The sequence below is a fragment of the Pseudomonas sp. A34-9 genome (assembly GCF_029543085.1).
Taxonomy (GTDB): Bacteria; Pseudomonadota; Gammaproteobacteria; order Pseudomonadales; family Pseudomonadaceae; genus Aquipseudomonas.
This window is the reverse complement of the sequence record NZ_CP119967.1, coordinates 4,517,519-4,532,540: the sequence shown is the minus strand read 5'-3', so window position 1 is coordinate 4,532,540 and position 15,022 is coordinate 4,517,519. Positions and strand designations below refer to the sequence as shown.

14 protein-coding genes are annotated in these 15,022 nt (G+C 59.7%); 5 read left to right on the top strand and 9 right to left on the bottom strand.

Features of this window, described 5'->3' with window-relative positions; translation table 11 throughout:
* Positions 1-196 precede the first annotated feature (196 nt).
* The gene (locus P3G59_RS20110; RefSeq protein WP_277758687.1) at positions 197-664 is read right to left on the bottom strand and encodes a hypothetical protein; all 468 of its coding nucleotides are present in this window, start codon (positions 662-664) and stop codon (positions 197-199) included.
* Between the two features lie 454 nt (positions 665-1,118).
* On the opposite strand from P3G59_RS20110, the gene P3G59_RS20105 reads away from it, so the two are divergent.
* Positions 1,119-2,054, top strand: a complete 936-nt coding sequence (locus P3G59_RS20105) for a chemotaxis protein CheV (protein WP_034155209.1) — start codon at positions 1,119-1,121, stop codon at positions 2,052-2,054.
* A gap of 101 nt (positions 2,055-2,155) precedes the next feature.
* Entirely contained in the window at positions 2,156-2,962 is an 807-nt protein-coding gene (locus P3G59_RS20100; protein ID WP_277758686.1) for an MOSC domain-containing protein, read from the top strand.
* A gap of 87 nt (positions 2,963-3,049) precedes the next feature.
* On the opposite strand, the gene P3G59_RS20095 is transcribed toward P3G59_RS20100, so the two are convergent.
* From P3G59_RS20095 to P3G59_RS20060, 8 genes are all read right to left on the bottom strand, one after another.
* Positions 3,050-3,334: a pyrimidine/purine nucleoside phosphorylase gene (locus tag P3G59_RS20095; RefSeq protein ID WP_007940055.1), complete on the bottom strand. Its 285-nt coding sequence runs from the start codon at positions 3,332-3,334 to the stop codon at positions 3,050-3,052.
* A 120-nt stretch (positions 3,335-3,454) separates the two neighbouring features.
* Positions 3,455-3,997, bottom strand: a complete 543-nt coding sequence (locus P3G59_RS20090) for an exonuclease domain-containing protein (protein ID WP_277758685.1) — start codon at positions 3,995-3,997, stop codon at positions 3,455-3,457.
* A gap of 70 nt (positions 3,998-4,067) precedes the next feature.
* Entirely contained in the window at positions 4,068-6,029 is a 1,962-nt protein-coding gene (locus P3G59_RS20085) for an acetyl/propionyl/methylcrotonyl-CoA carboxylase subunit alpha (protein ID WP_277758684.1), read from the bottom strand.
* Positions 6,030-6,076: 47 nt separating this feature from the next.
* The gene (locus tag P3G59_RS20080) at positions 6,077-6,871 is read right to left on the bottom strand and encodes an enoyl-CoA hydratase-related protein (RefSeq protein ID WP_277758683.1); all 795 of its coding nucleotides are present in this window, start codon (positions 6,869-6,871) and stop codon (positions 6,077-6,079) included.
* Positions 6,868-8,025, bottom strand: a complete 1,158-nt coding sequence (atuD, locus tag P3G59_RS20075; protein WP_277758682.1) for a citronellyl-CoA dehydrogenase — start codon at positions 8,023-8,025, stop codon at positions 6,868-6,870. The genes P3G59_RS20080 and atuD overlap by 4 nt, the downstream gene beginning before the upstream one ends.
* Before the next feature lie 30 nt (positions 8,026-8,055).
* On the bottom strand, positions 8,056-9,672 hold the full coding sequence (atuC, locus tag P3G59_RS20070; RefSeq protein WP_277758681.1) for a geranyl-CoA carboxylase subunit beta: 1,617 nt from the start codon (positions 9,670-9,672) through the stop codon (positions 8,056-8,058).
* A 3-nt stretch (positions 9,673-9,675) separates the two neighbouring features.
* The gene (locus P3G59_RS20065; RefSeq protein WP_277758680.1) at positions 9,676-10,545 is read right to left on the bottom strand and encodes an SDR family oxidoreductase; all 870 of its coding nucleotides are present in this window, start codon (positions 10,543-10,545) and stop codon (positions 9,676-9,678) included.
* Positions 10,546-10,557: 12 nt separating this feature from the next.
* Entirely contained in the window at positions 10,558-12,342 is a 1,785-nt protein-coding gene (locus tag P3G59_RS20060) for an acyclic terpene utilization AtuA family protein (RefSeq protein WP_277758679.1), read from the bottom strand.
* A gap of 184 nt (positions 12,343-12,526) precedes the next feature.
* Here P3G59_RS20060 and P3G59_RS20055 point away from each other — a divergent pair, with 184 nt between their 5' ends.
* From P3G59_RS20055 to P3G59_RS20045, 3 genes are all read left to right on the top strand, one after another.
* Complete coding sequence (locus P3G59_RS20055; RefSeq protein WP_277758678.1) at positions 12,527-13,150, top strand: TetR/AcrR family transcriptional regulator; 624 nt, start codon at positions 12,527-12,529, stop codon at positions 13,148-13,150.
* Between the two features lie 92 nt (positions 13,151-13,242).
* On the top strand, positions 13,243-14,037 hold the full coding sequence (locus P3G59_RS20050; RefSeq protein ID WP_277758677.1) for a transporter substrate-binding domain-containing protein: 795 nt from the start codon (positions 13,243-13,245) through the stop codon (positions 14,035-14,037).
* A 137-nt stretch (positions 14,038-14,174) separates the two neighbouring features.
* On the top strand, positions 14,175-15,011 hold the full coding sequence (locus tag P3G59_RS20045; protein WP_277758676.1) for a sugar-binding protein: 837 nt from the start codon (positions 14,175-14,177) through the stop codon (positions 15,009-15,011).
* Positions 15,012-15,022 lie beyond the last annotated feature (11 nt).

Below are 15,022 nucleotides of genomic sequence, written 5' to 3'. Positions count from 1 at the left end.
TTATTGAGTGCGATAGATGTAGGTGTTACCTGAAGTTGTGCTTCTTAACACACAGGCAAACCCTGAGGTCGGCAGAAAACATGGGGGTCTGTCGTCGGTGATTATTTAATTCGATTTGTCGCTGGCAGGTATGAACTATTCAATTACGACATTCAACGTTTGCGTTCCAAGGGCCTGCGCGGATACAGCGTGCTGATCAGGCTTGTCCCGAGTAGGGCAATTGGGGCAAACGTTTGCCCGTCAGTGGCGGCTTAAGCTGGCTTTGGCCGACCTGGAAGGCGAAAGCTTCGATCAGCGAGGTCTGTTCACTTTCATCCAGACTCAGTTGTCCGGTCTGCTGATCGACCAGTTCAAGCTGCCAGGCCATCAATGTGAAGCAGTCCTGCAACGCAACCAGGGCCTGTTCGTGAAGGTCGACGCGATCCTGGCTCAGGTTGAGCAGACTGTAGATATGCAGAGAGAACTCGGAAATTGCCTCCAGCGCCAGGGCTTCAGCCCTGCGTGCGAGTTTGAGGAGGGTATTGAGCATGCACTCGATGGCGTCCTTGTCATTGCTGATCAGTTGCAGATGGCTGAGGCATTCTTCGGACTTGGCCAGCAGTTGTTCGGCCTCGACAAGGAATTCGGGAAAGCGCTGTACCCACTCTTTGCGGTCCATTGGCATGCTTATCTCCACCACGTCATGTCTGATGAGGGAATGCCGTGTGTGACGACGATCATGAATCGTCGGGAGATCGCGCCCAGACGTGCAAGTGCACAGGCTGAGGGGTTCCAGAGGGGGTGTTTCCACTGAACTGCGATCGCACACAATAGCCTGACTCCGTTCATGCAATGAGAATGGCGTCACATTAATGGCTATTGGATATTGCGAATATCAGGTTGGGCCTGATTGTTACTAGGGGAATCCCTTAGACACGGGAACCTACCGTGCAAACCGAGGTCGCGCCGCAGAGAATGTAGCAGATGAAAATCACCGGGCCAGTAAAGCATGATGTTAATGTGACATCAATGCCTGATCATGGCATTTTTGACGGGTTCGGCTCTGGCAATCAAGAACTGCTATTTGCCGCCGATAACCTCACATAGTGAATTCATCAGAACAAGCCCAGGAGTCATTGATGGCCGGCATTCTCGACACGGTAGACCAACGCACGCAACTGGTGGGTGAGAATCGCCTGGAAATTCTCATGTTTCGCCTGGCCGGACGTCAGTTGTTCGCGATCAACGTGTTCAAGGTCCAGGAAGTACTGCAACTGCCGAAACTGACTTTGATGCCGCAGCGTCACCCGTTTGTCTGCGGGGTGGTCAATTTGCGCGGTCAGACCTTGCCGGTGATCGATCTGTCGCAGGCCATCGGCATGCGTCCCTTGGTGCCAGGCCCGAACAGCACCATCATCGTCACCGAGTACAACCGTTCGGTGCAGGCATTCCTTGTGGGCGGTGTGGACCGCATCGTCAACATGAACTGGGAAGCCATTCTGCCGCCGCCGACCAGTGCCGGGCGTCAGCACTATCTGACCGCGATCAGCAAGGTCGACGATCAACTGGTGGAGATTATCGACGTCGAGAAAGTCCTCGCGGAAATCGTTCCGTACAACGCCAAGGTCTCGCGTGACAAGCTCGATGATCCGGTGCTGGAACGCGCCCGTGGCCGTGAAGTGTTGCTGGTGGACGACTCCAACGTGGCACTCTCGCAATTGCGCGACACCCTCGGCCAGCTCGGCGTGAAGATGCACATTGCCAGCGATGGTTTGAAAGCCCTGAACATGCTCAAGGCCTGGGCCGATACTGGCGTGAACATGACCGACAAGCTGCTGATGATCTTCACCGATGCGGAAATGCCGGAAATGGACGGTTATCGCCTGACTACCGAAATTCGCAATGACCCCCGGCTGCGTGGCTTGTACGTGGTGTTGCATACGTCGCTTTCCGGCAGTTTCAACGACTCGATGGTGAAGAAGGTCGGCTGCGACAACTTCCTCTCCAAGTTCCAGCCGGACAAGCTGGTCGACGTGGTGCGCCAGCGTCTGATGCTCGACGAAGTCCCGGCCTGACCATCACCCCCCACAGGGAATTTACCTTGCACAAAACGCTGGCTTTGATTCGCGGATAAAGCTCGTATAGGGTGGCGGTTTTATCCTCCAGGGAGTTGGCCATGCTGCGTCTGAGCGCGCTTTATCGTTACCCGTTGAAATCCGGCAGAGTCGATGTGCTGCAGCGCGTCGACCTCGACAAGCTGGGGCTCGATGGCGACCGACGCTGGATGCTCGTGGACGAAGCCAGTGGCCGCTTCCTGACCCAGCGCGCCGAAGCCAAGATGAGTCAGTTGTCGGCCCTGTGGAATGCGCAGGGCGGTCTGACCCTGAGTGCGCCGCAACGGTCTTCCCTCGATGTTGCCGTGCCGGGCAACGACGCCGAACTGCGCGGCGTGACGATCTGGCGTGACACCTTGCGCGTGCCGGATGCCGGTGATGAGGCGGCGCGCTGGGTCAGTGATTTCATCGGTAAACCCACCCGTCTGGTGCAGGTACCGCTGGATCGCGCTCGCACCACCCAGGCGGGCTATGGCAAAGATGATGATCAGGTCGCGTTCGCCGATGGATTTCCGCTGCTATTGATTGGTGAGGCATCCCTGCAGGATCTGGCGCAAAAGGTCGGGCGACCGTTGGAGATGCTGCGTTTTCGGCCGAACCTGGTGATCGAAGGCAGCGAGGCCTATGCCGAAGATGGCTGGAAGCGCATTCGCATTGGCGACGTCGAGTTCCGCGTGGTCAAGTCGTGCTCGCGCTGCATTCTCACCACCATCGACCCGCAAACCGGTGAGCGCAGTGCCGATCGCGAGCCGCTGGCCACCTTGCAGAAGTATCGCGCCGAAGCCGATGGCGCGATGTTCGGGCAGAATCTGGTCAACGACAGCAATGGTCGACTCGAAGTCGGCATGCCGGTGGAAGTGCTCGAGTAATCGGTCACTGAAACGAAAATGCCCGTGTCCTTGGACACGGGCATTTTTATGGGTGCAGTACTGCTATTTTTGCTGCGAGCCCTAGGTTCAGCCGCGGTATTCGCACAGATAAGCGGTGTCGACCGCCACCTTCAGCTGGAACTTGCTGTTGGCCGGAACGTTGAACTGGCTGCCGGCGGCGAAGGTTTCCCAGTCGCTGCTGTCTGGCAGTTTGACGGTCAGCGCACCGGATACGACGTGCATGATTTCACGCTGGCTGGTGCCGAATTCGTATTCGCCCGGGGCCATGACGCCGATGGTCGCCGGACCTTCAGCGGTGCCAAAGGCGATCGACTTGACGGTGCCGTCGAAGTACTCGTTGACTTTAAACATGGGCGATTCCTCGAAAAGGGTTAAAAAATGGAGGCGGCCAGTATGCACAACGCTTTTCGCGCCGTCACCTGCCCGGCTTTAAGGCGACAACTCGGTGTGGAAACTAATTGAGAACGCCCCCTAGAGTGGCAAGACCAGTGGCAACAACCGCGCGGTGTTGCGCGCATCCTCAAGCGCCCGATGCTGCTGACCACTGAACTGCATGCCAGCCAGTTGCAGCGCACCGTTGAGGCCCAATGGCCGCTCCAGGCGGCGAGCCTTGGCGAAGCGTTGTTTGAGGTTCATGTGCGGCACTTTGCTTAAGCCGCTGTCGATTTGCAGACGCTGCCATTCCTGCAACAACTGTTTGCGGTCATAGTCGCCCCAACTGGCCCAGCCTTCGAGGCGCGTCTGATGCTGCGCGAGCCAGCGTTCGAACGCCGGCCAGACATCGTTCAGCGGCTGGGCCGAGTCGATGTTGGCTTGGGTGATGTGCGTGAGTTCACGACAAAATGGCGTCAGCAACGGCCGCCGCGTCGGTTTGACGAAGCGCTGGAAATGATCCTGCTCGCGCCCGGCGCGATCGACCAGGGTGGCGCCGATCTCGATAATTTCCATTTCGGTGACCGGCCAGCCACCCTCATCGGTAGTGGCTTCCAGATCTATGACCAGCCAGTGAGGCATCGCAGGGTTCCTGATTTCCGCGTTCTGATAACTCAGAGCGTAGTCAAAACCCGCATGCGTGTGTGGGCGACTACTCGACCTGCAACAGAACCTGACGATTTTTTACCTGATCGCCGACTTTGACCTGCACCCGCTTGAGCACGCCGTCGATGCCAGCCTTGAGCGGGTGCTCCATTTTCATTGCCTCCAGTACCACCAGCAGCTGACCTTTGCTGACCGGGCTGCCTTCGCTGACCAATACGTCGACGATGGCGCCATCCATCGGTGCTTTCAAGGTGCCGGAGCTGACGCTGGTCTGACTGTCGATCACGGCGTGAGTTCGATCCTCCAGACGCAGGCTGCCGGGATGGGTAAACAGCCAGAGTTGTGCGGCCTCCAGGCGATAGGCATGGCACCGGCGCAGACCGTCGGCTTCCAGCGTCACCGACTGCGTATCGTGGGCGATGAGTTTCAATTCAAGCGTGCGTTCGGCCACCTGCACGGTGAACGCGCCTTGCGCCTGCGGGAGAAGTTGCACCGTCCAGTTTTGATCGTCGAGGCCGAGGCGATAATGCAGCGGCACACTGGCGTTGTTGCGCCAGCCGGTGAGCGCAGCGCGGTGGGAGAGGGCGCTGGTTTGATAGAACAGCACCGTTGCAATCGCCAGTTGCTCGGCATCGGGAACGTAGCGGTGTAAGCAGGGGTGATCGCTGAAGTGCTGCGCAATGAAGGCGGTACTGAATTCACCGCTGATGAACTGCGGGTGTTGCAACAGGCTGGCGAGCAGGCGCTGATTGCTTTGCACCCCGAGCAGCACCGTGTCCTGCACCGCGCGCAACAGTTTGCGCCGGGCCTCTTCGCGGGTGGCGCCGTGGGCGATCAGTTTGCCGAGCATCGGGTCGTAGAACGGGCTGACCGATTGCCCTTCAAGCAAGCCATGATCGATTCGCGCACCGTGCTGCAGCGCCGGTTCCCAGGCTTGCACCCGGCCGGTTTGTGGCAAGAAATCTTGCGCGGGATCTTCGGCGTAAAGCCGCACCTCCAGGGCATGCCCATTGAGCTGAACCTGGTCCTGCGTCAGCGGCAATGGCTGACCCTCGGCGACCAGCAATTGCCACGCGACCAGATCCAGCCCGGTAATCAGTTCGGTCACTGGGTGCTCGACTTGCAGACGCGTGTTCATCTCGAGAAAGTAGAACCGCCCCTGTGCATCGAGCAGAAATTCCACGGTGCCTGCGCCGACGTAGTTGACTGCGCGCCCAGCCTTCAATGCTGCTTCACCCATGGCCTGACGCAACTCGGCCGTCATCACCGGGCATGGCGCTTCCTCGATGACTTTCTGGTGGCGACGCTGGATCGAACAGTCGCGTTCGCCGAGGTAGATCAAGTTACCGTGTTGATCGCCGAACAACTGCACTTCGACATGCCGTGGTTCGATCAGCGCCTGTTCGAGGATCAGTTCGTCACTGCCGAAACCGTTCAGTGCTTCGGAGCGCGCGGTGCGCAGTTGCGCGGGTAAATCAGCGCCGTTGTGCAGCAGACGCATGCCGCGTCCACCGCCGCCAGCGCTGGCCTTGATCATCAACGGGTAGCCAATGCACTCGGCTTCACGCATCAGGGTGGCGTCGTCCTGTTCGGCGCCTTGATAGCCGCCGATGCACGGCACGCCGGCTTCGAGCATGGCGATTTTTGAGCGGCGTTTGCTGCCCATCAATTCAATGGCTTCGGCGCTGGGGCCGATGAAGATCAGGCCGGCCTGTTTGCAGGCGCGGGCAAATTCGGCGTTCTCCGAGAGAAAGCCGTAGCCGGGGTGAATGGCATTGGCGCCGCTGCGGTGCGCGGCGTCGAGGATGGCCGGGATGTTCAGGTAGGACTGCTGCACCGGCGGCGGGCCAATACGCACCGCTTGATCGGCCATTTTTACGTGCAGGGCATCGACGTCGGCGTCGCTGAAAACGGCGACGGTGCGGTAGCCGAGTGCTTGCGCGGTGCGCTGAATGCGACAGGCGATTTCACCGCGGTTGGCGATCAGGATTTTGTGGATGGCGGGCATGGGCTATTTCCTCGGAATTTGCGTTGCTTGTGCTCGCGAAGCTTTTTTCAGGCCCAGCGCGGTTTGCGTTTTTGCACAAAAGCCATGGTGCCCTCGATCCCTTCTTCGCCCGTCACTGCTTCGCTGAACCACTGCGCGGCCTCATCGAGCAATTCACTCGAAGGCTGCCCGGCACTCGCCAACAACAATTTCTTGGTCATCGCATTCGCCTCCGGCGCACAACACAGCACATGCTGCAGCACCTCATCCAGGCGCTCGGCGAGTGCCTGCGGATCCTGCTCGACAAAATGCACCAGCCCCAGACGCCGTGCCTGATGCCCGTCAAAACGCGCAGCGGTGAGCGCCAGTCGTCGCGCCTCGGTGAGGCCAATGCGCTGCACCACAAACGGCGCAATCTGCGCTGGCAGCAAGCCGAGGCTGGTTTCCGGCAAGCCGAATTGCGCCTGATGATCGGCAATGGCGATATCGCTGACACACGCCAAACCGAAGCCACCGCCGAGCACCGCACCTTGCAGCATCGTGATCAACACTTGTGGCGTGTGTTGCGCTTGTTCCAGCAAGGCGCCGAACGCACGATTCAAATCGCGGTAAGCCTCGGTGCCCTGAGCGCGAGCATTGGCCATGTCCTTGATGTCCCCGCCGGCACAGAAATGTCCGCCGGCACCGCTGAGCACCAGAGCTCGCACAGTGCGGTCATCGTGTACAGACGCCAGCACCGAGCGTAATTCGCTCACCATCTGCAGACTCATTGCATTACGACTGTCCGGCCGATTGAGGGTGATGTGCAGCACGCCGCCATGCTGCTCCAGCAACAGCGTCTGGCAATCTGGCAGGCTGCTCATTTGTTTTTCCCCGGCAGGGTGCCCATCAGTTTGCAGATGATCCCCAGCATGATTTCGTCGGCGCCACCGCCAATCGACACTAGCCGCACATCGCGATAGGCGCGGGCCACCGGGTTGTCCCACATGAAACCCATGCCGCCCCAATATTGCAGGCAGCTGTCGCTGACTTCGCGGCCGAGGCGCCCGGCCTTGAGCTTGGCCATCGATGCCAGCCGCGTAACGTCCTGGCCCTTCACGTACTGCTCGGTCGCCTGATAAACCAGCGCGCGCAGGCATTCGATTTCGGTCTGCAATTCGGCGAGGCGGAAGTGGATGACCTGATTGTCGATCAGCGCATTGCCGAAGGTCTTGCGCTCCTTGCAGTACTCGATAGTGCTGTCGACGCAATATTCCAGGCCCTTGATCATGTTCGCGGCGCCGAACAGGCGTTCCTCCTGAAACTGCAGCATCTGCATCATGAACCCGGCACCCTCGTGGCCGACGCGATTGCGCTGGGGCACACGTACGTTGTCGAAAAACACCTGTGCGGTTTCCGAACTGCGCATGCCGAGTTTGTCGAGGTGCGAACTGAGGCTGATCCCCGGCGTGTTCATCGGCACCATGATCAGTGACTTGTTGATGTGCGGTTTGTCGTCCGAGGTGTTGGCCAGCAGGCAGATGAAATCGGCGCTCGGCGAGTTGGTGATCCACATCTTGCTGCCGTTGATTACGTAGTCGTCGCCGTCCTTGCGCGCGGTGGTTTTCAGCCCGGCGACGTCGGAGCCGGCGCCGACTTCAGAGACGCCGATGCAGCCGACCTGCTCACCAGTGATCGCCGGACGCAGGAACTCTTCGCGCAGTTCATCGGAGCCGAAGCGGGCCAGCGCCGGGGTGCACATGTCGGTCTGCACGCCGATCGACATCGGAATGCCGCCGCAGTGAATGGTGCCGAACTCTTCGGCAGCGACAATCGAATAGCTGTAGTCGAGGCCCATGCCGCCGAACTTTTCCGGCTTGGAAATACCCAGCAAACCGAGGTCGCCGGCCTGGCTGAAAATCTCGTGGATCGGAAAGCGTCCGGCCTTTTCCCATTCATCGACGTGCGGGTTGATCGCGTGCTCGACGAACTGGCGGACGGTACGGCGCAGGGCTTCGTGTTCCGGGGTGAAGATCATTGTTATTGTTCTCCGTAGGGTCCGTGGCGGTCAGAACCGGCTGACGCCGAAGCTGTTGGGTTGCAGCGTGCGAATGTCGGCTTCGTGACAGATGTCCAGCAAGTAGCCGAGCAGGGTGCGCGTGTCGCGTGGGTCGATCAGCCCGTCATCCCACAGATTGGCGCTGCCGTAGAGCGCGGTGGACTGGCTGTCGAGTTTCTGCGCGGTGACCTGTTCGAGCATGTCGAGCATCTTCGGGTCCGGCGTCAGGCCGTCCTTGAGCTGTTTGGCTTCGGTGACGATGCGCAACACCTTGCCGGCCTGCGCGCCGCCCATCACGGCGGTGCGGCTGTTCGGCCAGGCGAAGATGAAGCGTGGGTCGAGGCCGCGCCCGCACATCGCGTAGTTGCCGGCGCCGTAGGAGCCGCCGACGACAAGGGTCAGTTTAGGCACCCGCGCATTGGCCACCGCTTGAATCAGTTTTGAGCCGTGTTTGATCACGCCTTGCTGCTCGGATTCGGTGCCGACCATGAAACCGGTGGTGTTATGGAAGAACAGCAGCGGTGTCTGGCTCTGATCGCATAACTGGATGAACTGCGCCGCTTTGCTCGCGCCGTTGGGTGTGATCGGGCCGTTGTTGCCGATGAAACCGCAGGCGCGACCTTGAATCTTCAATTGGCCGCAGATGGTTTGCTGATCGAACTCGCCCTTGAATTCGAGAAAGCACGATTCGTCGGCAATGCGCGCGATGATTTCGCGCACGTCGTAAGGCTTTTTCGGATCGTCCGGGATCAACCCGAGCAGTTCTTCGATGGGGTAGAGCGGCTCTTTGTATTGCGGCTCCGGCAACCACGGCAGTTGTTCGTTCCACGGCAGCATGCGCAATATTTCACGCACCTGACGCACGCCATCGGCATCGTTCTCAGCCAGGTATTCAGCCGTCCCGGCGACCTGCGCGTGCATCTCGGCGCCACCGAGTTCTTCATCGGTGGCGACTTCGCCAGTGGCCGCTTTCAGCAGCGGTGGACCGGCCAGAAACAGCTTGGCCTTGCCGCGTACCACCACCACGTAATCCGACAGCCCCGGCTGATAAGCGCCACCGGCCGTGGCCGAGCCGTGCACCACAGTGATCTGCGGCAAGCCCATTGCCGACATCCGCGCCTGATTGGCAAAACTGCGCGCGCCTTCGACAAAAATCTCGGCGGCGTAATTGAGGTTGGCGCCGCCGCTTTCGGCGAGGGTGATCACCGGCAGTTTGTTTTCCTGAGCGATCTGTTGCAGGCGCAGGGATTTTTTCAGGCCGCTGGGCGAGATTGTCCCGCCCTTGATTGCGCTATTGTTCGCCACGACCATCGCGCGGATCCCGCAGACATAACCGATGCCAGCGATCAGTCCGCCACCGGCGGAGCTGCCGTCCTTGTCGTCGTGCAGTTTGTAACCGGCAAGGCTGGCCAGTTCGAGAAATGGCGCGCCGGGATCGAGCAACAGATTCAAGCGCTCACGGGGCAGCAGTTGCCCGCGCTGGGCAAATTTGGCTTTGGCTTCCGCGGCTTTGTTCAGCAGGTTTTTTTCGAGCTGCTGCACGTGTTCGATCGCTGCGAGCATGGCCGCCCGGTTGCGGGCGAACTCCTCGCTGCGTGGGTCGAGCTGGGACTGGATCTGCGGCATGGCTTACTCCTTGTCCTTCAGCACTTCGGGTAAATACGCGCGGTGGAAACCGTTGAACGACTCGCTGTGGGTCGCTTTGTGCAACGGCCATGCGCGGCTGCCGAGGCTGGCCGCACCATCGATTTTCAAGGTGCTGCCGCTGATAAACGCGGCGGCGGGGCTAAGCAAAAACACAATCGCGGCGCTGACTTCCGATTCGGTGCCGATGCGCTTGAGTGGCACGTGTTCGCGCAGGGTCGGAATCACCGCTTTGAACGCGCCTTCATACGTGTCCATACCGCTGGAGGCAATCCAGCCCGGCGCCACCGCGTTGACCCGCACGCCGGCATAACCCCACTCGAACGCGGCAGTCTTGGTGAAGTTGTCCATGCCCGAGCGCGCCGCGCCCGAGTGGCCCATGCCGGGCATGCCACCCCACATGTCAGCGAGCATGTTGACGATGTTGCCGCCGTGTTTGCTCATCGACTGATTGAATACTTCGCGAGCCATCAGGAAACCGCCGACCAGATTGGTGCGCAACACGGTTTCGAAGCCTTTCTGATTGATCGAAGCCAAAGGCGACGGGTACTGGCCGCCGGCATTGTTGACCAGGCCGTGGATCGGCCCATGTTCAGCAATCAGTTCGCTGACCAGTTGTTTCACTGCTTCTTCATCGCGGATATCGCAAGCCTTCCAGTGCGCACGGCCACCGTCCTCGGCGATTTCGGCGGCGACCTTTTGCAGCTTCTCCGGCTTGCGCCCGACCAGCAGCACATTGGCGCCGAGGGCTGCCAGTTCATGGGCGGTGCAGCGCCCGATGCCACTGCCGCCCCCGGTGACGATGAGGGTCTGGCCGCTGAACAGACCGGCGTGGAAAATCGACGCGTAAGCCATGCAAACCATCCTCTAGTCGAGCTGTTCGGCGATGCTCTGTGGCACCGGGATCTGGATTTCCAACAGTTGCTGGGCGAAGGCTTTGCCTTGCGGATCGATACGCAGACTGGCCACACCACCACCGCCAAGCGCGTTTTCCAAAAGAAAATTCAGGCTGTGGGTGCCGGGCAGATACCAGCGCTCGACCCGGCCGTGGATCGGGTCGAGCACGTGGCTCATCCAGTCGACCATGACGGCCGGCGTCAGCGCTTCGGCGATCCATGGCAGGTATTCGGGTTTGCGCGGCATGACGCCGATGTTGCTGTGATTACCCTTGTCTCCGGAGCGCGCCACGGCCAGTTTCACCAGTGCCACGCTGGCATCGGCGCGGCCCTGTGGCTTGGGCGGCTGATGGGGCAGGGGCAAATCCTCGCTGGCGAGCGCGCCGAGCGACGGTGGGGTGCACGGATAACGTTCACCGGCCATCTCGATATGCAGCGAGCAAGCGCTTTTATCGATCAGAAGAGAGAACAGGCGGATCAGCGGATACACCGTGGGGCGCCCACCGACGATACCGGTCAGGCCCGGTGCCATGCCGGTGGCGGCCTGGGCGATTTCTCGGGAGAACAGCACCAGCGCCTGTTTATTCGGATGACGCACAGCGAGTTTGATCACCACTTCACGGCTGTCGTGGCGTTGGCCGTGGGGGCCGTAGGTCGCTTCGCTGCCGAGCAGTTCGATATCGGTTGCGCTGTAGGGCGCCCAGCCGCGTTGGCTGAACATCTCGGCAGTCTTGGCGATGATCGCCTGACTGACGCGCTGTGCCTTATCCACCGCATCGATGCCGGCGATCAGGCAACTGGCGGTGCAGCGAAAGCCGTCCGGATAAGTGGCGCTGACCTTATACTTGTTGCTGGGTGGCAAGCCTTTGGCGCCGTGCACGTGTACCGCGTTTTTGCCTTGTTGCTGAAGTTTGACCTGAGTGAAGTCGCAAACCACGTCGGGCAGCAGGTACGCCTGTGGATCGCCGATTTCATACAGCATCTGTTCGCCAACGGTCAGTGGTGTGACCAGTCCGCCAGTGCCTTCAGGCTTGCTGACGATGAATTGGCTGTCGGCGCTGACTTCAACAATCGGAAAGCCGATGTGCTCGTAATCCGGCACCTCGCGCCAATCGGTGAAATTGCCGCCGGTGCATTGCGCGCCGCACTCGATGATGTGCCCGGCCAGTGCGGCCTGGGCGAGTTTGTCGTAGTCGTGCCACGACCAGCCGAATTCATGCACCAGCGCGGCGCTGACCACGGCGCTGTCGACCACGCGCCCGGTGATGACGACGTCGGCGCCCAGTCGCAAGGCTTCGACAATGCCCGGCGCGCCAAGGTAGGCGTTGGTCGACACGCACATCGGCGGCAGCGGGGCGCCGCTGAACATCTCGGTGATGCCGCGCAGGTGTTTTAGCTGTGGTTGCAGGTCGTCGCCGAGCAGTACGGCGATTCTCAGGTCGATGCCGGCCTTGTCACAGGCCGCTTGCAAGGCGTTGGCGCAGGCCTGCGGATTGACCCCGCCGGCATTGCTGATCACGCGGATGTTCTGCTCGGCCAACTGCGGCAGCAGGGGGGTAAGGACTTCGATGAAGTCGCCGGCGAACCCCGCCTGCGGGTCCTTCATGCGCGCGCCGGCCATGATCGACATCGTGATCTCGGCGAGGTAGTCGAACACCAGATAGTCCAGCTTGCCGCCCTCCACCAGTTGCGCGGCGGCGGTGGACGTATCTCCCCAGAATGCACTGGCGCATCCGATGCGAACGGTGGTGGGCATTTTTATCTCCGACTCAGCAACCTGCGACAGAAGTGTCTGGAGGCTACCAAGCAAGCGCTTGGTTTGTAAACAGTTGAAACTATCTTCTGCCCAAGCGCTTGCTTGGTTGCCGCTGGCGGCTTAAATTGCGCGCAACCCTGCGGTTTCAGGGGGCAACAGACTGATCGACTGTAGGAGAGAACGGGTGGACGAGCAAAAAGCCCTGAGGGTCATGCGTGATTTGGTCGACGAGGGCCAATTGACCGACCCCGACAGCGCCCGCGGCAAATTGCTGCAAGTGGCCGCTCACCTGTTCCGTAACAAAGGCTATGAACGCACCACGGTGCGTGATCTGGCCGGTGCCGTGGGCATCCAGTCGGGAAGCATTTTTCATCACTTCAAAAGCAAGGATGAAATCCTCCGCGCGGTGATGGAAGAAACCATCCGTTACAACACCGCGTTGATGCGAGCTGCGCTGGCCGACGCGGCAGATGTGCGCGAGCGCGTGCTGGCGCTGATCCGCTGCGAATTACAGTCGATCATGGGCGGCAGCGGTGAAGCCATGGCGGTGCTGGTCTACGAGTGGCGCTCGCTCTCCGAAGAAGGCCAGGCCAAGGTGCTGGCGCTGCGCGATGTCTACGAAGACATCTGGCTGCAAGTGCTGGGCGAAGCCAAAAACGCCGGATTTATTCGTGGCGATGTATTTATTACCCGACGTTTCCTCACCGGCGCACTGTCGTGGACGACCACATGGTTCCGTGCCGGCGGCAGTTTGAGCCTCGATCAGTTGGCCGATGAGGCGCTGATTCTGGTCCTGGAAGAGCGTTGAAGCGCTTCCTATCGGTTCGGGAAACTGGCTAACTGGGCGAAACCGCCTAGCTTGAATGCATTGATCGGTATTTTTTCGGGGAGTGGGGTGTTTTGAAGTCTTTGCCAATTCGGACGGCCGCGGGGTTAATGCTCGCCGTGCTGGCTGCGATATGGGTATTGCCCGCTCAGGCAGCGCAATTGGTTCGGGTCGGTGCGGCGCATTTTCCGCCCTACACCGTACGCCCGGAAAACGGTGCCGATACGGGGCTGTTGCCACAATTGGTCGAGGCCTTGAACCGCCTGCAAAGCGACTACCAGTTCGTGCTTGTGCCGACCTCGATTCCCCGGCGTTTCGGTGATTTCAAGCAGGGTCGGATCGACATGGCGATCTTCGAAAACCCCGATTGGGGCTGGAAGGAGATTCCCCACACGGATGTCGACATGGGTCTTGAAGACGCAGAGATTTTCGTCGCGCAACGCGAAGACGGTCGTCAGCAGAGCTACTTTGCCGACCTCACCGGCAAGCGCCTCGCGCTGTTCAGCGGTTATCACTACGAGTTCGCCAATTTCAACGCCGATCCCAAATTTCTTGCACAGAATTTCAACGCCACGCTGACTTATTCCCACGACAGCAACCTGCTGATGGTGCTGCGCGGTCGCGCCGATATTGCCTTGGTGACCCGTTCCTATCTCTTCGATTACCTGCTGCGTAACGAGAAGGTGCGCAACGAGTTGCTGGTCTCGCAGCGCATCGATCAGGTCTATCACCATTACGCGATTCTTCGCCCGACGGCGCCGATTACCGGTGCGGCGTTTGGCAAGTTGCTTAAGGGGCTGCGCGATAACGGCGAAATGCTGAAGATTTTCGATCCGTACAAGATTGCGGTGGTGCCGGTGCCGAAGTAGCCGCGTGTCATGCCCCACCGCTGGTCGGATACTTGGGCGACCCTGTCAGATCTGACAGTAGACGCCGTATTGGCTTCAGGTTTTGATTCCTTTCCACACTCGCTCTTTGTGAGCGGCTTGAGAAAAAGGAATTTGCCATGTCCAATCCATCCCCGATTTCCCTGCGTTGTGTGCCTGCTCCATTCGTAGAGCAAGCCAGCGAGAATGTCCTCACCTTGAACAAACCCGATGGCTCGACCGGCATTACAGTCGAAGTGTCGAGGTGGCCCTTCATGGCGCTCGGGCAACCGACGACGCTGCATGCCTGTGGTCAGACGAGCGATGGTTCCCCAATCATGTTGCGCATCGCCGATGGTGAACCATTGACGCAGCAGGAATTTGAGGCGGGCTGGCGCAGAACGATTGCGTGGGATGACCTGCAGGATCTGAAACACAACAGTCAACTGATGCTTGTTTTTCAGGTGGCCCTGAATAACGCGGCTTGTGATTGCCCACTGCTATTTCCTCCGATCAGCCTCAAAGTGCGAGTTCCCTTCGAGGATCTGACGACCTTCTCCGAGGCTGAAGAAGAGCCCTGGAACGGCTGGAAAAAAGGCCCGGCTGCACTGGATTCCAGAGATCTGGTTGTCGGCAAGGACGGGGACATCTACGTTCTCAACAACCGCACGTACACCAACGCATCGGCTGGCATCATTCTGGAAAAAAACTTCGCGAACCTTGAAGTCGGCAGGAGTTATGTATTCGGCCTACAGGTTCGTCGAACCAACATCAGCTCCAGTGTGCCGAGTCTGTCGCTTGCAGCAGGCACCCAGAACATCACTGAAGCCAAGGATTTTCCAGTCATGACTTGGGAATCACTGGAGGGCACGTTTACCGCGGATTCTTCGCAGTACACGTTGGCAATCTTCAGTCATACGGCGAGTGGCTACGGAAACGATTACGCAATCAGCAAGATCTGGGTCAAGTCTGTTTAGTTTGAGAGCCG